31 protein-coding genes and 4 tRNA genes are annotated in these 16752 nt (G+C 46.7%); 1 reads left to right on the forward strand and 34 read right to left on the reverse strand.

Features of this window, described 5'->3' with window-relative positions:
* Positions 1–18: 18 nt before the first annotated feature.
* The 28 genes from rpsD to bfd form a co-directional block, all read right to left on the reverse strand.
* Positions 19–639: a 30S ribosomal protein S4 gene (gene rpsD / locus XBJ1_RS18015; RefSeq protein WP_012990478.1), complete on the reverse strand. Its 621-nt coding sequence runs from the start codon at positions 637–639 to the stop codon at positions 19–21.
* Positions 640–683: 44 nt separating this feature from the next.
* Positions 684–1073, reverse strand: coding sequence for a 30S ribosomal protein S11 (gene rpsK / locus XBJ1_RS18020; protein ID WP_002919257.1), 390 nt, complete (start codon positions 1071–1073; stop codon positions 684–686).
* Positions 1074–1088: 15 nt separating this feature from the next.
* The gene (gene rpsM / locus XBJ1_RS18025) at positions 1089–1445 is read right to left on the reverse strand and encodes a 30S ribosomal protein S13 (RefSeq protein WP_012990479.1); all 357 of its coding nucleotides are present in this window, start codon (positions 1443–1445) and stop codon (positions 1089–1091) included.
* Positions 1446–1594: 149 nt separating this feature from the next.
* Positions 1595–1711, reverse strand: a complete 117-nt coding sequence (gene rpmJ, locus XBJ1_RS18030; RefSeq protein WP_012768118.1) for a 50S ribosomal protein L36 — start codon at positions 1709–1711, stop codon at positions 1595–1597.
* A 32-nt stretch (positions 1712–1743) separates the two neighbouring features.
* A complete protein-coding gene (gene secY / locus XBJ1_RS18035; RefSeq protein ID WP_012990480.1) occupies positions 1744–3075 on the reverse strand; it encodes a preprotein translocase subunit SecY in 1332 nt (443 codons plus the stop codon).
* A 7-nt stretch (positions 3076–3082) separates the two neighbouring features.
* On the reverse strand, positions 3083–3517 hold the full coding sequence (gene rplO, locus XBJ1_RS18040) for a 50S ribosomal protein L15 (protein WP_012990481.1): 435 nt from the start codon (positions 3515–3517) through the stop codon (positions 3083–3085).
* A gap of 3 nt (positions 3518–3520) precedes the next feature.
* A complete protein-coding gene (gene rpmD / locus XBJ1_RS18045; RefSeq protein ID WP_008913894.1) occupies positions 3521–3700 on the reverse strand; it encodes a 50S ribosomal protein L30 in 180 nt (59 codons plus the stop codon).
* 5 nt (positions 3701–3705) lie between these two features.
* A complete protein-coding gene (gene rpsE, locus XBJ1_RS18050) occupies positions 3706–4206 on the reverse strand; it encodes a 30S ribosomal protein S5 (RefSeq protein ID WP_012990482.1) in 501 nt (166 codons plus the stop codon).
* A gap of 14 nt (positions 4207–4220) precedes the next feature.
* Positions 4221–4574, reverse strand: a complete 354-nt coding sequence (rplR, locus tag XBJ1_RS18055; RefSeq protein ID WP_012990483.1) for a 50S ribosomal protein L18 — start codon at positions 4572–4574, stop codon at positions 4221–4223.
* 9 nt (positions 4575–4583) lie between these two features.
* Complete coding sequence (rplF, locus tag XBJ1_RS18060) at positions 4584–5117, reverse strand: 50S ribosomal protein L6 (RefSeq protein WP_012990484.1); 534 nt, start codon at positions 5115–5117, stop codon at positions 4584–4586.
* Positions 5118–5131: 14 nt separating this feature from the next.
* Positions 5132–5524, reverse strand: a complete 393-nt coding sequence (rpsH, locus tag XBJ1_RS18065) for a 30S ribosomal protein S8 (protein ID WP_012990485.1) — start codon at positions 5522–5524, stop codon at positions 5132–5134.
* Positions 5525–5557: 33 nt separating this feature from the next.
* Positions 5558–5863, reverse strand: a complete 306-nt coding sequence (rpsN, locus tag XBJ1_RS18070) for a 30S ribosomal protein S14 (protein ID WP_010847489.1) — start codon at positions 5861–5863, stop codon at positions 5558–5560.
* A 12-nt stretch (positions 5864–5875) separates the two neighbouring features.
* Positions 5876–6415: a 50S ribosomal protein L5 gene (gene rplE / locus XBJ1_RS18075; protein WP_012990486.1), complete on the reverse strand. Its 540-nt coding sequence runs from the start codon at positions 6413–6415 to the stop codon at positions 5876–5878.
* Between the two features lie 13 nt (positions 6416–6428).
* Positions 6429–6743, reverse strand: coding sequence for a 50S ribosomal protein L24 (gene rplX, locus XBJ1_RS18080; RefSeq protein ID WP_012990487.1), 315 nt, complete (start codon positions 6741–6743; stop codon positions 6429–6431).
* An 11-nt stretch (positions 6744–6754) separates the two neighbouring features.
* A complete protein-coding gene (gene rplN / locus XBJ1_RS18085) occupies positions 6755–7126 on the reverse strand; it encodes a 50S ribosomal protein L14 (protein ID WP_012990488.1) in 372 nt (123 codons plus the stop codon).
* A gap of 176 nt (positions 7127–7302) precedes the next feature.
* Complete coding sequence (rpsQ, locus tag XBJ1_RS18090) at positions 7303–7557, reverse strand: 30S ribosomal protein S17 (RefSeq protein WP_012990489.1); 255 nt, start codon at positions 7555–7557, stop codon at positions 7303–7305.
* Positions 7557–7748 carry a 50S ribosomal protein L29 gene (rpmC, locus tag XBJ1_RS18095; protein WP_012990490.1) on the reverse strand — a complete coding sequence of 64 codons (192 nt, stop codon included), beginning with the start codon at positions 7746–7748 and terminating at the stop codon, positions 7557–7559. The genes rpsQ and rpmC overlap by 1 nt, the downstream gene beginning before the upstream one ends.
* Positions 7748–8158: a 50S ribosomal protein L16 gene (rplP, locus tag XBJ1_RS18100; RefSeq protein ID WP_012990491.1), complete on the reverse strand. Its 411-nt coding sequence runs from the start codon at positions 8156–8158 to the stop codon at positions 7748–7750. Before rplP ends, rpmC begins: the two co-directional genes overlap by 1 nt.
* A gap of 12 nt (positions 8159–8170) precedes the next feature.
* A complete protein-coding gene (rpsC, locus tag XBJ1_RS18105; RefSeq protein ID WP_012990492.1) occupies positions 8171–8872 on the reverse strand; it encodes a 30S ribosomal protein S3 in 702 nt (233 codons plus the stop codon).
* 17 nt (positions 8873–8889) lie between these two features.
* Positions 8890–9222 carry a 50S ribosomal protein L22 gene (gene rplV, locus XBJ1_RS18110; protein ID WP_012990493.1) on the reverse strand — a complete coding sequence of 111 codons (333 nt, stop codon included), beginning with the start codon at positions 9220–9222 and terminating at the stop codon, positions 8890–8892.
* A 14-nt stretch (positions 9223–9236) separates the two neighbouring features.
* Positions 9237–9515, reverse strand: coding sequence for a 30S ribosomal protein S19 (gene rpsS / locus XBJ1_RS18115; RefSeq protein ID WP_011148791.1), 279 nt, complete (start codon positions 9513–9515; stop codon positions 9237–9239).
* Between the two features lie 17 nt (positions 9516–9532).
* On the reverse strand, positions 9533–10354 hold the full coding sequence (gene rplB / locus XBJ1_RS18120) for a 50S ribosomal protein L2 (protein ID WP_012990494.1): 822 nt from the start codon (positions 10352–10354) through the stop codon (positions 9533–9535).
* Between the two features lie 19 nt (positions 10355–10373).
* Positions 10374–10676: a 50S ribosomal protein L23 gene (gene rplW / locus XBJ1_RS18125; RefSeq protein WP_012990495.1), complete on the reverse strand. Its 303-nt coding sequence runs from the start codon at positions 10674–10676 to the stop codon at positions 10374–10376.
* Positions 10673–11278 carry a 50S ribosomal protein L4 gene (rplD, locus tag XBJ1_RS18130; RefSeq protein WP_012990496.1) on the reverse strand — a complete coding sequence of 202 codons (606 nt, stop codon included), beginning with the start codon at positions 11276–11278 and terminating at the stop codon, positions 10673–10675. Before rplD ends, rplW begins: the two co-directional genes overlap by 4 nt.
* Before the next feature lie 16 nt (positions 11279–11294).
* Complete coding sequence (gene rplC, locus XBJ1_RS18135) at positions 11295–11927, reverse strand: 50S ribosomal protein L3 (RefSeq protein WP_012990497.1); 633 nt, start codon at positions 11925–11927, stop codon at positions 11295–11297.
* A 32-nt stretch (positions 11928–11959) separates the two neighbouring features.
* On the reverse strand, positions 11960–12271 hold the full coding sequence (rpsJ, locus tag XBJ1_RS18140; protein ID WP_001181005.1) for a 30S ribosomal protein S10: 312 nt from the start codon (positions 12269–12271) through the stop codon (positions 11960–11962).
* 294 nt (positions 12272–12565) lie between these two features.
* A complete protein-coding gene (gene bfr, locus XBJ1_RS18145; RefSeq protein WP_012990498.1) occupies positions 12566–13039 on the reverse strand; it encodes a bacterioferritin in 474 nt (157 codons plus the stop codon).
* Between the two features lie 76 nt (positions 13040–13115).
* Entirely contained in the window at positions 13116–13310 is a 195-nt protein-coding gene (bfd, locus tag XBJ1_RS20355) for a bacterioferritin-associated ferredoxin (protein ID WP_012990499.1), read from the reverse strand.
* A gap of 301 nt (positions 13311–13611) precedes the next feature.
* On the opposite strand from bfd, the gene XBJ1_RS21940 reads away from it, so the two are divergent.
* Positions 13612–13818 carry a hypothetical protein gene (locus XBJ1_RS21940; protein ID WP_162467458.1) on the forward strand — a complete coding sequence of 69 codons (207 nt, stop codon included), beginning with the start codon at positions 13612–13614 and terminating at the stop codon, positions 13816–13818.
* A gap of 25 nt (positions 13819–13843) precedes the next feature.
* Here the strand turns inward: XBJ1_RS21940 and XBJ1_RS18150 are convergent, their stop codons facing one another.
* The 6 genes from XBJ1_RS18150 to XBJ1_RS18175 all read right to left on the reverse strand — a co-directional run bounded on the left by XBJ1_RS18150 (position 13844) and on the right by XBJ1_RS18175 (position 16723).
* Complete coding sequence (locus XBJ1_RS18150; RefSeq protein WP_012987226.1) at positions 13844–14848, reverse strand: IS110 family transposase; 1005 nt, start codon at positions 14846–14848, stop codon at positions 13844–13846.
* Positions 14849–14995: 147 nt separating this feature from the next.
* The gene (gene tuf, locus XBJ1_RS18155) at positions 14996–16180 is read right to left on the reverse strand and encodes an elongation factor Tu (RefSeq protein ID WP_012990342.1); all 1185 of its coding nucleotides are present in this window, start codon (positions 16178–16180) and stop codon (positions 14996–14998) included.
* A gap of 107 nt (positions 16181–16287) precedes the next feature.
* Positions 16288–16363: transfer RNA gene (locus tag XBJ1_RS18160), tRNA-Thr, on the reverse strand.
* A 6-nt stretch (positions 16364–16369) separates the two neighbouring features.
* Positions 16370–16444, reverse strand: a tRNA-Gly gene (locus XBJ1_RS18165).
* Positions 16445–16547: 103 nt separating this feature from the next.
* Positions 16548–16632, reverse strand: a tRNA-Tyr gene (locus tag XBJ1_RS18170).
* A 15-nt stretch (positions 16633–16647) separates the two neighbouring features.
* A tRNA-Thr gene (locus XBJ1_RS18175) sits at positions 16648–16723 on the reverse strand.
* Positions 16724–16752 lie beyond the last annotated feature (29 nt).

Consider the following 16752-nt stretch of genomic DNA (forward strand, 5'->3'; position numbering starts at 1 on the left):
TCTCTTTGGTGCTAAGCTTTACTTAGAGTAAAGCTCGACGATCAGGTGTTCGTTAATGTCAGCGGATAGATCAGTACGTTCAGGAATACGTTTGAACACACCTTCCATCTTCGCAGCATCAACTTCCAACCAAGTTGGTTTCTCACGCTGCTCAGCCAGCTCTAAAGCTGCCTTAATACGAGCCTGCTTCTTCGCTTTTTCACGAACGCTGACTACGTCATTCGGGGATACCTGATAAGAAGCGATATTGACAACGCAACCATTTACCATGATAGCCTTATGGCTCACCATCTGACGTGATTCAGCACGAGTCGCGCCGAAGCCCATACGATAAACGACGTTATCTAAGCGACCTTCCAGCAGAGTCAACAGGTTTTCACCTGTGTTGCCTTTCAGACGAGTCGCTTCTTTATAGTAGTTACGGAATTGACGTTCCAGAACGCCGTAAGTACGACGAACTTTTTGTTTTTCACGTAACTGCACACCATAGTCAGACAGACGCGGTTTACGTGCGCCGTGCTGGCCTGGTGCCTGTTCTAATTTACACTTGGTGTCAATCGCGCGAACGCCAGACTTCAGGAAAAGGTCTGTACCCTCGCGACGGCTCAGCTTGAGCTTAGGACCCAAATATCTTGCCATTTTCTTTCTCCAACAATCCTAAAAACGAAGACGTCTTATTAAACTTAAACGCGACGTTTTTTCGGTGGGCGACAACCGTTATGAGGAATCGGAGTCACATCAGTAATATTAGTGATGCGGAAACCAGCCGCGTTTAATGCGCGAATAGTTGACTCACGGCCAGGACCAGGTCCTTTAACCATAACTTCCAGGTTCTTAATTCCGTATTCTTTTACTGCTTCAGCACAGCGCTCTGCTGCAACCTGAGCCGCAAACGGAGTAGATTTACGAGAACCACGGAAACCGGAACCACCTGCAGTTGCCCAACCCAAAGCATTACCCTGACGATCAGTAATAGTAACGATTGTGTTGTTGAAAGAAGCATGGATATGAGCCACACCGTCAGAGACTTGTTTTCTTACACGCTTACGTGCACGAATAGGTGCTTTTGCCATTATTCAATACCCCGATTATTTCTTGATCGGCTTACGCGGACCCTTACGGGTACGTGCATTGGTCTTAGTACGCTGACCGCGAACTGGCAGACCACGACGATGACGCAAACCACGATAGCAACCAAGGTCCATCAGACGTTTGATACTCAGGGTCACTTCACGACGCAGATCACCTTCTACAACGTATTTGGCAACTTCGTCACGCAGCTTGTCAATTTGCTCTTCAGACAGCTCACTGATCTTAACATTTTCAGCAATACACGCTGCTTCACAGATTTGCTGTGAGCGGGTTTTACCGATGCCGTAAATCGAGGTTAACGCGATTACGGTATGTTTCTGATCAGGAATGTTAATGCCTGCTATACGGGCCACTATGCACTCCTACAATATTTATTCACTGCAACATCATTCTGAAAAGCCCGTTTTCAGGATACTCAAATAATGTTGCTGTCAGATAAAAAAGATTGGCTGGCTAATTTAGCCAGCTCAACCCAACTTTGCAAGAAAAATATGCGATTAAATTAGCCTTGGCGTTGTTTATGCTTAGGCTCTGCACTGCAGATTACACGTACGATACCGTTACGTTTAACTATTTTGCAGTTGCGGCATAATTTCTTGACGGAAGCACGAACTTTCATTTTTACTCTCCGTAACTTCTCAAGCAAACCGATTAACGGTTATACCCTTTTAGGTTTGCCTTCTTCAATGCAGACTCATATTGACTCGACATCATCAGAGTTTGCACTTGAGCCATAAAGTCCATGATGACGACAACTACAATCAGTAAGGAAGTACCACCAAAATAAAATGGAACTTTCATTGCGTCACGCATGAACTCCGGGATTAAGCAGATAAAGGTAATGTATAACGCACCAACTAAGGTCAGGCGAGTCATTACCTTATCGATATACTTAGCCGTTTGCTCTCCCGGACGAATTCCTGGTACAAATGCACCGGACTTCTTCAGGTTATCTGCTGTTTCTCTTGGATTAAACACCAAAGCCGTGTAGAAGAAACAGAAGAAGATGATTGCAGATGCGTACAATAACACATAAAGCGGTTGACCTGGCTGCAAATACATAGAAATAGTTGTCAGCCAATTCCAGCCTGTTCCACCACCAAACCAAGAGGCTATGGTACCAGGGAACAAAATAATACTAGAAGCAAAAATTGCAGGGATAACCCCAGCCATATTCACTTTCAACGGTAAATGTGTACTTTGTGCCGCATAAACTCTTCGACCTTGTTGACGCTTAGCATAGTTAACAACGATACGGCGTTGACCACGCTCCATGAAAACAACGAAGAAAGTTACGGCAAACACTAATACTGCAACCAACAGCAACAGGAGGAAGTGCAGATCGCCTTGCCGAGCTTGCTCGATGGTGTGACCAATTGCAGGCGGTAAACCCGCAACGATACCAGCAAAGATTATGATTGAAATACCGTTACCGATACCTCGTTCAGTAATCTGCTCACCCAGCCACATCAGGAACATGGTTCCCGTGACCAAACTTACAACAGCCGTGAAATAGAACGCAAAGCCAGGGTTAATAACTAAACCTTGCATTCCAGGCATATTCGGCAACCCAGTAGCAATACCGATTGACTGGAATATTGCCAGCACTAACGTACCATAACGGGTGTATTGACTGATCTTACGACGACCAGCTTCCCCTTCCTTCTTAATCTCTGCTAAACGGGGATTAACCACAGTTAGCAACTGGATAATGATAGATGCAGAAATATACGGCATTATACCCAGTGCGAAGATAGAAGCACGGCTTAAAGCACCACCAGAGAACATGTTAAACATTTCAATGATGGTGCCTCGTTGCTGTTCGAGCAATTTGGCAAGCACAGTGGCATCAATACCAGGGATTGGAATAAAAGAGCCAATACGGAAAACAATCAGAGCTCCAATAACAAACAAAAGTCTGCGTTTTAACTCGCTTAATCCGCCTTTAGCACTTTGAAAATCTAATCCTGGTTGTTTAGCCATCTGTTACTTATTCCTCAATTTTACCGCCAGCAGCTTCAATTGCAGCACGGGCGCCTTTCGTAACACGTAAGCCACGCACAGTTACTGCGCGATTGACTTCGCCAGAAAGCATAACTTTTGCGAATTCAATTTGAGGGCCAACAATGTTAGCAGCTTTCAGTGCATTCAGATCGATAACATCGCCTTCAACATGGGCAAAATCAGACAGACGAATTTCTGCAGTGATCATTGCCTTACGTGAAGTAAAACCAAATTTTGGCAGGCGACGGTATAAAGGCATTTGGCCGCCTTCAAAACCACGACGAACACCACCGCCAGAACGAGATTTCTGACCTTTGTGTCCACGACCGCCGGTTTTACCTAGGCCAGAACCGATACCACGACCTACACGTTTAGATGCGTGCTTAGCACCTTCAGCCGGAGACAGAGTATTTAAGCGCATCTGTTACTCCTCAACTTTAACCATATAGGAAACCAAGTTGACCATACCACGAACCGCTGGTGTATCTTCGCGTTCAACAGTATGACCAATGCGACGCAGACCTAAACCAGTCAGAGTTGCCTTATGCTTAGGCAAACGACCAATTGAGCTGCGAACCTGAGTAATTTTAATAGTCTTAGCCATGGTCATTACCCCTGAATTTCTTCGACGGATTTGCCACGCTTAGCTGCGACCATTTCTGGAGACTTCATGCTGTCTAAAGCGTCCAGAGTTGCACGAACCACGTTGATCGGGTTAGTGGAACCGTAGGTTTTAGCCAGTACGTTACGAACTCCAGCCACTTCCAGAACAGCACGCATCGCGCCACCGGCGATGATACCTGTACCTTCGTGAGCAGGCTGCATGAACACGCGAGAACCGGTGTGTCCACCTTTCACTGGGTGGTGCAGGGTGCCGCTGTTAAGTGCGACGTTTTTCATATTGCGACGTGCTTTTTCCATCGCTTTCTGGATCGCTGCCGGAACTTCGCGTGCTTTGCCGTAGCCAAAACCAACGCGACCGTTACCATCACCAACTACAGTCAGTGCTGTAAAGCTGAAAATACGGCCACCTTTGACGGTTTTAGATACGCGGTTTACCGCGATCAGCTTTTCCTGCAGTTCGCCAGCTTGTTTTTCGATGTGAGCCATCTTACACCTCTACCTTAGAACTGAAGGCCAGCTTCACGGGCAGCATCTGCCAGTGCCTGGACTCTACCATGATATTGGAAACCAGAACGGTCAAAGGATACATTTTTGATACCTTTTTCCAGAGCACGTTCAGCAACAATTTTACCAACTACTGCTGCGGCTTCTTTGTTTCCAGTAAATTTCAGTTGTTCACTAATAGCTTTTTCTGTAGTAGAAGCGGCCACCAGAGTTTCAGAACCATTTGGTGCGATAACCTGCGCATAAATATGGCGAGGGGTACGGTGTACCACCAGGCGAGTTGCACCCAGTTCCTGGAGCTTGCGGCGTGCGCGGGTCGCACGACGGATACGAGCTGCTTTCTTATCCATAGTGTTACCTTACTTCTTCTTAGCCTCTTTGGTACGCACGACTTCATCGGCGTAACGAACACCCTTGCCTTTATATGGCTCAGGACGACGATAGGCACGCAGATCTGCCGCAACCTGACCAATCACCTGCTTATCAGCACCTTTCAGTACGATTTCAGTTTGTGACGGGCATTCCGCAGTTATGCCTGCTGGCAGTTGATGCTCAACCGGATGCGAGAAGCCTAAAGACAAACTAACAGCGTTGCCTTTAACTGCCGCACGGTAACCTACACCCACCAGCTGAAGCTTCTTGGTGAAGCCTTCGTTAACACCGATAACCATTGCATTCAGCAGAGAACGAGTTGTACCTGCCTGTGCCCAAGCATCAGCAAAACCTTCGCGTGGAGCGAAAGTCAGTTGGCCATCCGCATGTTTAACTTCAACTGCATTGTGGATTTTACGACTTAGTTCGCCGTTTTTACCCTTAATCGAAATAACCTGACCGTTGAGTTTAACCTCTACGCCGGCAGGAATGACGACGGGTGCTTTTGCAACACGAGACATTCTTTCCTCCCGAATTAAGCTACGTAGCAGAGAATCTCGCCACCCAGACCAGCTTGGCGAGCTGCACGATCAGTCATTACACCTTTAGAGGTAGAAATAACAGCGATACCCAAACCAGCCATAACTTTTGGCAGCTCATCTTTTTTCTTATAGATGCGCAGACTTGGGCGGCTTACACGCTGAATGCTTTCTACAACAGCCTTACCTTGGAAGTATTTCAGAGTGACTTCCAGTTCTGGCTTAGTGTCGCCTTCGATTTTAAAATCTTCAATGTAACCTTCTTCCTTCAGCACGTTGGCAATTGCCACTTTCAGCTTGGAGGAAGGCATGGTGACCGCAACTTTATTCGCGGCCTGACCGTTACGGATACGGGTCAGCATATCCGCGATCGGATCTTGCATGCTCATCTGTCTTTACTCCCGTGATTCAATTGGTGACAATTACCAGCTAGCCTTTTTAAGGCCCGGGATTTCACCGCGCATAGCGGCTTCACGGACTTTAATACGGCTCAACCCAAACTTCCGCAAAAATGCATGCGGACGCCCAGTCTGACGGCAGCGGTTACGCTGACGACAAGGGCTGGAATCACGTGGCAGTGTTTGCAGCTTGAGAACAGCATTCCAACGGTCTTCGTCAGATGCGTTTACATCAGAGATGATCGCTTTCAGTTCAACGCGTTTTGCGAAGAATTTCTCAGCTAATTTCGCACGTTTTACATCACGCGCTTTCATTGATTGCTTAGCCATGAATACCCTGCCTTACTTGCGGAACGGGAAGTTAAACGCAGCCAACAGTGCCCGGCCTTCATCATCAGATTTCGCAGTAGTGGTGATAGTAATATCTAAACCACGTACACGATCCACTTTATCATAATCGATTTCAGGGAAGATGATTTGCTCACGCACACCCATGCTGTAGTTACCACGACCATCAAATGATTTAGCGGATAAACCACGGAAGTCACGAATACGTGGTACAGCAATAGAAATCAGGCGCTCAAAGAACTCCCACATACGTTCGCCACGCAGGGTTACTTTACAGCCGATTGGATAGCCCTGACGGATTTTGAAGCCTGCAACTGATTTGCGTGCTTTGGTGATCAATGGTTTCTGACCAGAGATTGCTGTCAAGTCAGCTGCTGCATTGTCCAGCAGTTTTTTGTCAGCGATAGCTTCACCAACACCCATGTTCAGGGTGATCTTCTCGACCCGAGGGACTTGCATGACAGAATGGTAACCGAACTGACTCATCAGTTTCTGGACTACCTCGTCTTTGTAGTAATCATGCAGTTTCGCCATCGTATACTCCAAATTACTTGATAGTTTCGTTATTAGATTTGAAGAAACGAACTTTTTTGCCGTCTTCAAACCTAAAACCTACACGGTCAGCCTTGCTGGTTGCTGCATTAAAGATTGCAACGTTAGAAACATTAATAGCTGCTTCTTTTTCAACGATGCCACCTGGTTGATTCAGTGCCGGAACCGGCTTCTGATGTTTCTTAACCAGATTGATACCTTCAACGATAATTTTACCAGAAGAAAGAACCTGTTTTACTTTACCGCGCTTACCTTTATCTTTGCCAGTCAGCACGATAATTTCGTCATCACGACGGATTTTCGCTGCCATAGTTTCGCTCCTTACAGTACTTCAGGTGCCAGGGAGATAATTTTCATGAACTTTTCATTACGAAGTTCACGAGTTACCGGCCCAAAAATACGCGTACCGATAACTTGCTCACTATTGTTGTTCAACAATACACAAGCATTGCTATCAAAGCGAATGACAGAACCGTCCGGGCGACGAACACCCTTCTTGGTGCGCACCACTACCGCTTTCAGGACATCACCTTTTTTGACTTTACCACGAGGAATTGCTTCCTTGATGGTAATCTTGATAACATCACCGACGTTTGCGTAGCGACGGTGCGAGCCACCTAGAACCTTGATACACATTACGCGACGTGCACCGGAGTTGTCGGCCACGTTCAGCATAGTCTGTTCTTGGATCATTTTAGTGCTCCGCTAAATGTCAACTACTACTGAGCCCACTTCAGATACAAAGAGGCCGTATTCAATATCCCATATTACGAGGGCGCGGCATTATAACACCACATCCACGCTATGGACAGAAAAATAAACGGCCCGTTACTTTTTGAGCCGTTTATTTTGTGTGAGATAGCAGCTTATTATAAAACCGCTTTCTCAACGACGCGAACTAAAGTCCAAGATTTAGTCTTAGACAGTGGACGGGTTTCGCGGATTTCCACCACATCGCCAATTCCACATTCATTGCTCTCGTCATGTACGTGCAGTTTAGTCGTACGTTTGATGAATTTACCATACAGAGGGTGTTTCACCACACGTTCAATAGCAACAACAATGGACTTTTCCATTTTATCGCTAATAACACGACCTTGCAGAGTACGGATTTTATCGGTCATTACGCACCCGCCTTCTCAGTCAGTAAAGTCTTAACGCGTGCAATATTACGACGCACTTGTTTCAACAGGTGAGACTGTTGCAGCTGGCCACTTGCCGCCTGCATACGGAGATTAAATTGCTCACGTAACAGGTTCAGCAGCTCAGTGTTCAGCTCTTCAACGCTTTTATCGCGCAGCTCTTGTGCTTTCATTACATCACCGTCTTAGTTACAAAGGTGGTTTTGATAGGCAGTTTCGCTGCTGCCAGCTTGAATGCTTCACGAGCCAGCTCTTCAGGCACACCGTCCATTTCATACAGGACTTTACCGGGCTGGATCAAGGCAACCCAATACTCTACGTTACCTTTACCTTTACCCATACGCACTTCGAGTGGCTTTTCGGTGATAGGTTTGTCTGGGAATACACGGATCCAGATTTTACCTTGACGCTTAATTGCACGGGTCATAGCACGACGTGCCGCTTCAATCTGACGAGCAGTCAGACGACCACGACCCACAGCTTTCAGACCGAAAGTGCCGAAGCTAACATCCGCACCTGCAGCCAGACCACGGTTGCGGCCTTTATGCACCTTACGGAATTTCGTACGCTTTGGTTGTAACATCAGCGACTCTCCTTACTTGCGGCCTTTACGCTGCTGCTTTTTAGGTTGAGCAGCCGGTTTTTCCGCCTGTTCAACTGCAGCCATACCACCCAGGATCTCACCTTTGAAGATCCATACCTTAACGCCGATTACACCATAAGTGGTGTGCGCTTCTGAAGTGTTATAATCGATGTCTGCACGCAGAGTGTGCAGAGGTACACGACCTTCACGGTACCATTCAGTACGCGCAATCTCAGCACCGCCTAAACGACCACTGACTTCCACTTTGATGCCTTTAGCGCCCAGACGCATAGCATTTTGTACAGCACGTTTCATCGCACGACGGAACATTACACGACGTTCCAATTGTGAACTAATGCTGTCCGCAACTAATTTTGCGTCCAATTCAGGCTTGCGCACTTCGGCAATATTAATCTGCGCAGGAACACCAGCGATCTCCGCTACAGTCTTACGCAGTTTTTCAACGTCTTCACCTTTCTTACCGATAACGATACCTGGGCGGGCAGTGTGAATTGTCACACGGATGCTTTTTGCAGGACGTTCGATAACGATACGTGAAATAGATGCCTTAACCAGTTCTTTGTTCAAGTACTGGCGCACTTTAAAATCGCTGTCCAGGTTGTCAGCGAATTCTTTGGTATTCGCATACCAGGTAGAGTTCCAAGGTTTGACAATCCCCAGACGAATACCATTAGGATGTACTTTCTGACCCATTGCTAGTCTCCAGAGTCTCAGCGATCGGACACAACCACAGTAATGTGGCTGGTGCGCTTTAGGATACGATCTGCACGGCCTTTGGCACGAGGCATAATACGCTTCATGGTTGGGCCTTCGTCTACGAAAATTTTCGTGACTTTCAGATCATCGATGTCAGCGCCATCGTTGTGTTCTGCGTTAGCAATAGCAGACTCAAGTACTTTCTTCACTAAACCAGCAGCTTTCTTGTTGGTATAGAGCAGAGTTTCCAGAGCTTGCGACACTTTCTTACCGCGGATCAGGTCAGCCACGAGGCGAACCTTCTGAGCAGAAGAACGAGCGTGGCGATGTTTAGCGATAGTTTCCATCTCTTCCTCCTACCTTAGCGCTTTTTAGCCTTTTTATCGGCCGCATGGCCGCGATAAGTACGGGTCGGCGCGAATTCACCCAGTTTGTGACCAACCATTTCGTCGGAAACAAAAACTGGAACGTGCTGACGACCATTATGGACAGCGATGGTCAAACCGATCATGTTAGGAAAGATCGTTGAACGACGGGACCAAGTCTTAATAGGCTTTTTGTCTCCGCTTTCCACCGCTTTCTCTACCTTCTTCAGCAAGTGCAGGTCAATAAATGGACCTTTCTTGAGAGAACGTGGCATGGTTTATCCTCTAATTATTATTTAGAACGGCGGCGTACGATGTATTGATCAGTACGTTTGTTACTACGGGTCTTCTTACCTTTGGTCTGGATGCCCCATGGAGTTACAGGGTGTTTACCAAAGTTACGACCTTCACCACCACCATGTGGATGGTCTACTGGGTTCATCGCCGTACCACGAACGGTAGGACGGATACCACGCCAGCGGCTTGCACCAGCTTTACCCAGAACGCGTAACATGTGCTCTGCGTTACCAACTTCACCTAAAGTAGCGCGACAGTCAGACAGCACTTTACGCATTTCACCAGAACGCAGACGCAAGGTTACATAGGAACCGTCACGTGCAACGATCTGAGCGTAAGTACCTGCTGAACGAGCCAGCTGACCACCTTTACCTGGTTTCATTTCTATGTTGTGAACAGTAGAACCAACCGGGATATTGCGCATTGGCAGAGCATTACCGGCCTTGATTGCTGAATCAGCACCAGACTGGATTTGATCACCTGCTTTCAGACCCTTAGGTGCAAGGATGTAACGACGCTCACCGTCTCTATACAGAACTAGTGCGATGTTCGCTGAACGGTTTGGATCATATTCCAGACGTTCAACAACAGCAGGGATACCATCTTTGTTGCGTTTAAAGTCAACCAGACGATAATGCTGTTTATGGCCACCACCAATGTGACGAGTGGTAATACGACCATTGTTGTTACGACCACCAGTTTTGTTGTTTTTTTCCAACAACGGAGCATAAGGTTTGCCCTTATGCAGCTCAGGGTTAACCACTTTAACAACGTGGCGACGGCCCGGAGACGTAGGTTTACATTTAACAATTGCCATTGTTCTTTACTCCTCCGACTTACTCAGCGCCGCCGCCGAAGTCCAAGTTCTGGCCTTCTTTCAGGGTGACGTAAGCTTTTTTCCAGTCGCTACGACGACCAATACGCTGACCGTGGCGTTTAACTTTACCTTTAACTAGCAAAGTGTTTACACCTTCAACTTCAACTTCGAAGAGTTTCTGTACGGCAGCTTTGATCTCTGCTTTAGTCGCGTCTTTCGCAACTTTGAGAACGATGGTGTTGCTTTTTTCCATCGCTGTAGAAGCTTTTTCAGATACGTGCGGCGCGCACAGTATTTTCAGCAGACGTTCTTCACGGATCATGCCAGCATCTCCTCAACCTGCTTTACAGCATCAGCAGTCATAACCACTTTGTCGAAGGCGATCAGGCTTACTGGGTCGATACCTGCTGCATCACGAACGTCAACCTTATACAGGTTACGAGCTGCTAAGAACAGGTTCTCATCAACTTCGCCAGTGACAATCAGCACGTCTTGCAGAGCCATTTCTTTCAGTTTCTGTACCAGCAGCTTAGTTTTAGGTGCTTCAACAGAGAACTTCTCGACAACGATCAGACGTTCTTGACGTACCAGTTCAGATAAGATGCTTTTTAGAGCACCGCGGTACATCTTTTTATTAACTTTTTGACTGTGGTCCTGTGGCTTCGCTGCAAAAGTTACACCACCAGAGCGCCAGATTGGACTCTTAATAGAACCTGCACGTGCACGACCAGTACCTTTCTGACGCCATGGTTTTTTACCTGAACCAGAAACTTCAGCACGAGTTTTCTGAGCACGAGTACCTTGACGAGCACCAGCTGCGTACGCAACAACTACTTGATGCACAAGCGCTTCATTGAAGTCACGCCCGAAGGTAGTTTCGGAAACAGTCAGCGCGCTTTGCGCGTCTTTCATTACCAATTCCATTCCTATCTCCTCGACGTTACGCCTTAACAGCCGGTTTTACGATCAGGTCACTGCCAGTTGCACCTGGAACAGCACCTTTGACCAGCAGCAGGTTACGCTCAGCGTCAACACGTACTACATCTAGGCTCTGAACAGTTACACGTTCATTACCCATTTGGCCTGCCATTTTCTTACCTTTGAATACCTTGCCCGGGGTCTGGTTCTGACCGATAGAACCCGGAACACGATGAGACAAGGAGTTGCCATGGGTAGCATCTTGAGTACGGAAGTTCCAGCGTTTAACAGTACCCGCGAAACCTTTACCTTTAGATGTACCAGTAACGTCGACTTTTTTAACGTTAGCGAAAATTTCAACGCTAATGCTTTGACCCACTGTGTACTCTTCGTCGTCTAATGACAGACGGAACTCACGCAGAGTACGGCCAGCTTCAACGCCAGCTTTAGCGAAATGACCTGCTTCAGGTTTATTAACGCGGTTAGCTTTTTTGCTACCAGTCGTTACCTGAATTGCGCGATAACCGTCACTCTCTTGGTCTTTAACCTGAGTTATGCGGTTCTCTTCGATTTCGATAACACTTACAGGGATAGAAACGCCATCTTCAGTGAAGATGCGAGTCATGCCCACTTTTTTACCGACTAAACCAATCATTGTTTCAACCTCTCAATCGTTCAATGACCTGATTAACCCAGGCTGATCTGCACGTCTACACCAGCAGCCAGATCCAGACGCATCAGAGCATCAACGGTTTTCTCGGTTGGCTCAACGATGTCAACCAGACGTTTGTGAGTGCGAATCTCGTACTGATCACGCGCATCTTTGTTAACATGCGGAGAAATCAGAACGGTAAAACGCTCCTTACGAGTCGGCAGCGGGATCGGACCGCGAACTTGCGCACCAGTGCGCTTAGCGGTCTCTACGATTTCCGCAGTTGATTGATCGATTAAACGGTGATCAAATGCTTTCAGGCGGATACGGATTCTTTGGTTCTGCATGAGACCAGAGCTCCAACTATTTTATAAACGTAAATAATTACTACTCACACCCATTTCGATTGATGGGGGAGTGTAATCGTTCAATGTATAACCCCCATATCGGGAGTATTTTAACATGGCGGTAAATTACCGCTCATTACTGATGATAAATCAGTCCTACTCTACTGCGTAGGTAAGCTCGCTTATTATACGTGAATTTGCTGACAATGCAAGATAAGGGTGAAAGCTATTCAAAAGATAGGCAAGGAGGGGAAAACGCCCTATGCAAATTTATAGGGCGTTAATATTATTTCGTTATTCTTCAACAAGTTGAGATTGGATATAATTTTGTATTCCCACTCGATTGATCAAGTCCAGTTGGGTTTCCAACCAGTCTATGTGATTCTCTTCGTCAGAAAGAACCTCAATCATCAAGTCTCTGCTTACATAATCATAAGCTGAATCGGCATATGCAATTGCCTCTCTCAGATCCTTGGCACCGCGTATCTCTAGTGCTAGATCGGATTGCAGCATTTCTTCTATATCCTCACCGATATTGAGTTTGCCCAAATCCTGTAGATTTGGCAAACCTTCCAGAAACAAGATACGCTCAATATACTTATCAGCGTGTTTCATCTCCTCAATAGATTCACGATATTCAACTTCATTTAGACGCATTAACCCCCAGTTTTTAAACATTCGGGCATGTAAAAAATACTGGTTGATGGCAACAAGTTCATTGCCAAGAAGTTTATTAAGATGTGCAATTATCTTTTTATCACCTTTCATAGCTAGCTCCTCCACTTCCAGTACCTATAGTGTAGTACTAGTTCAGCAGAGTAATTGCAAGATAATTGTGTTTATTTTAAGCGAAATTATTTATGGGAGACAGTTGGGCAATCTCCTCATTCATTATTTCACGTGCTTGACGTATACATTTTCCACAATTGCTCCCTACAGGCACAAAGTCCCTCAGCTCTCTGATAGAACGAACATGTTGCTGGCAAACAATATTGCGTATCGTTTTATCGCTTATAGCATTACAGAGACAGATATACATGGAAGCACTCTTCTAACTATTTAGGCTAGGCACAATAGATATGACTCTACCTTTCATCTTTCAAGTTACTACCTTGTTGGTCACTCTCACTCACCTCAGTCATATCGCTATCTATGCTCTTAGAGATTTGTTCGCTTGCCATCAATTACAACTTGGGTATGGAGCATAGTCATATTTATAAAATAATAGATACTGCCAAATAGTAAATAGAAATAACTCTCATTTCAATTATTGTTTTTATTTTGTTTATAGATAAAAAATCTATGGTCCCCACCTTTTTTGCAACACTGATTTTTGATTGATGTTGGCTTGCTTAAATCTATCCGGCGTCACTATGGGCAGGGATGCCCGCGCCTCGATGAGTTCCGCACCTGATAAGCCTAAAAAACCGCACGGCTTCAGAGAGCCATTTTTTATGTCAGGATTCCATCAGGTCGATAAGCCGTTCATGTCATCAATAATCAGTCTTCGCAAAACCAGATTGGGAACTGCTTTAATTAACGATTAACCTGCCAGTCAGACTGGCGTCGTCGTTACCTTTCGAACACAGTTTGCCGTGTTGTGATTGCCCAGGCTATCCGGGCTAATTTGTTGGCCAGCGCACAGGCCACAACATTTGAGTGTTTTCGCTCAAGCTGAGCCTTTACCCATTCAGCCAGCCTTCCTGACTGATAATCGATTCTCTGGATAAAGACTCTGGCGCACTGGACAAGTAACCGTCGCAGATTTTTGTCTCCGCGTTTACTTATCCCTAAAAGCGTATTTTTGCCACCCGTGCTGTACTGGCGTGGTACCAGACCGGTTGAAGCAGCAAAATCCCGGCTACAGCCATACTGCTTACCATCGCCCAGCTGCGATGATAAGACGCTGGCAGTTATCGGACCCACGCCCGGTATTGTCTGAAGACGCTGTCCTGTTTCATCACGTCTCAGCTCCTGCTCCAGTGCCGTCTCAAGCTCGGTGAGCTGTTCGACAAGATAAAGATAATGGGCATGTAAGCGCATCAGCAACTGTGCCAGATAGGGAGGAAGTTCGTTCTCTGCCAAGACGGTTGAAAGTCTTTTTATCACGGCGGTTCCGATCGGCATACTGATGCCAAATTCCAGTAAAAAAGCGTGCATCTGATTAGTGGTTTTAACCCTGTCTCTGACCAGTGATTCTCTGACCCGATGCAGGGCGCGCATAGCTTGTTGCGCCTCTGTTCGTGGTTGCACAAATCGCATGGAGGGACGAGATGCAGCTTCGCATATGGCTTCAGCATCCACAAAATCGTTCTTGTTGCTCTTTACAAAAGGACGAACAAATTGTGGAGAAATCAGCTTCGCTTCGTGACCAAAAGCAGCGATCCGGCGAGCCATAAAGTGAGCACCGGCGCAGGCTTCCATTACAACAGTCGCTGATGGCGATCCCGCTAAAAACTCCATCAGTCTGGCGCGGGTAAATTTTTTACGCAGCAGGGCCTTTCCTGATTTGTCCTGACAGTGAACGTGGAAAGAATGTTTGCCGAGATCAATACCAATAAGCGTAACGTTTTGCATGATGGTCTTCTCCTGAAAGAAACACCCTGCCAGCATACCGCTCACAGGGTGGTGGGGACCATCTCATTAACCACCGTTTCCGGTGGTTCAAAATTTGAAAGAGAAGCTATAGCTTCTCTTTTTTCATAATTTTTTAATAATCAAAAGCTAAGCAATCACTTTAGCAACAACACCAGCACCTACAGTACGGCCACCTTCACGGATTGCGAAACGCAGACCTTCGTCCATTGCGATTGGAGCAATCAGGGTAACGATCATGTTGATGTTGTCACCTGGCATTACCATCTCAACGCCTTCTGGCAGTTCGATAGTTCCGGTTACATCAGTTGTACGGAAGTAGAACTGAGGACGGTAACCTTTGAAGAATGGAGTATGACGGCCACCTTCATCTTTGCTCAGAATATAAACTTCTGATTCGAATTGAGTGTGCGGCTGGATTGAACCTGGTTTAGCCAGTACCTGACCACGTTGGATTTCGTCACGCTTAGTACCACGCAGCAGAACACCTACGTTCTCACCAGCACGGCCTTCGTCCAGCAATTTGCGGAACATTTCAACGCCAGTACAAGTTGTTTTCACCGTATCTGTGATACCAACGATTGAAACTTCGTCACCCACTTTAACGATACCACGCTCAACACGACCAGTAACTACAGTACCACGGCCAGAGATGGAGAATACGTCTTCGATTGGCAGCAGGAATGGCTTGTCAATGTCACGCTCTGGCTCTGGGATGTAGGAATCCAGTGCATCTGCCAGTTCGATGATTTTCGCTTCCCACTCTGCTTCACCTTCCAGCGCTTTCAGAGCAGAACCACGGATGATTGGCGTATCATCGCCTGGGAAATCGTACTGAGACAGCAGCTCACGGACTTCCATTTCAACCAGTTCCAGCAGCTCTTCATCATCAACCATGTCACATTTGTTCAGGAACACGATGATGTATGGAACGCCTACCTGACGACCCAGCAGGATGTGCTCACGAGTCTGTGGCATTGGGCCATCAGTTGCAGCAACAACCAGAACTGCGCCATCCATCTGAGCAGCACCCGTGATCATGTTTTTAACATAGTCGGCGTGGCCTGGGCAGTCAACGTGCGCATAGTGGCGAGTTGGGGTATCGTATTCTACGTGAGAAGTAGAAATGGTGATACCACGCGCTTTTTCTTCTGGTGCATTATCGATCTGATCGAATGCACGAGCGCTACCGCCGTAAGTTTTCGCCAGAACAGTAGTGATTGCTGCAGTCAGGGTAGTTTTACCGTGGTCAACGTGGCCGATAGTACCAACGTTAACGTGCGGTTTTTTACGTTCAAACTTTTCTTTAGACATTAGATTGTTCCTCTAAAACACGGAATCGGTGGTTTCACCACATCAACCAAGCAGTCGCTTGTTAGATATTTACAGGAAGAAAAATCAGGAGGCAAGAACGGGGGAAGTGGTGCTGATAGGCAGATTCGAACTGCCGACCTCACCCTTACCAAGGGTGTGCTCTACCAACTGAGCTATATCAGCACATCTTGGAGCGGGCAGCGGGAATCGAACCCGCATCATCAGCTTGGAAGGCTGAGGTAATAGCCATTATACGATGCCCGCGTGAACTCGGCTACCTGACTTTAATCAGCTGTTTATTGTATCTCAAGTATCTTCTCTGGAAGTAGTAACTAGAGCAGAACACTCAAGAAAAAAAACTGGTTAATGGTGGTGGGGGAAGGATTCGAACCTTCGAAGTCTGTGACGGCAGATTTACAGTCTGCTCCCTTTGGCCGCTCGGGAACCCCACCTTTCCAAATTTTTAATGGTGCCGGCACCAAGAGTCGAACTCGGGACCTACTGATTACAAGTCAGTTGCTCTACCAACTGAGCTATGCCGGCATCAAGTGCTGCGCATTTTAGGTAGTGTT

The organism is Xenorhabdus bovienii SS-2004 (assembly GCF_000027225.1).
Classification (GTDB): Bacteria; Pseudomonadota; Gammaproteobacteria; order Enterobacterales; family Enterobacteriaceae; genus Xenorhabdus; species Xenorhabdus bovienii_C.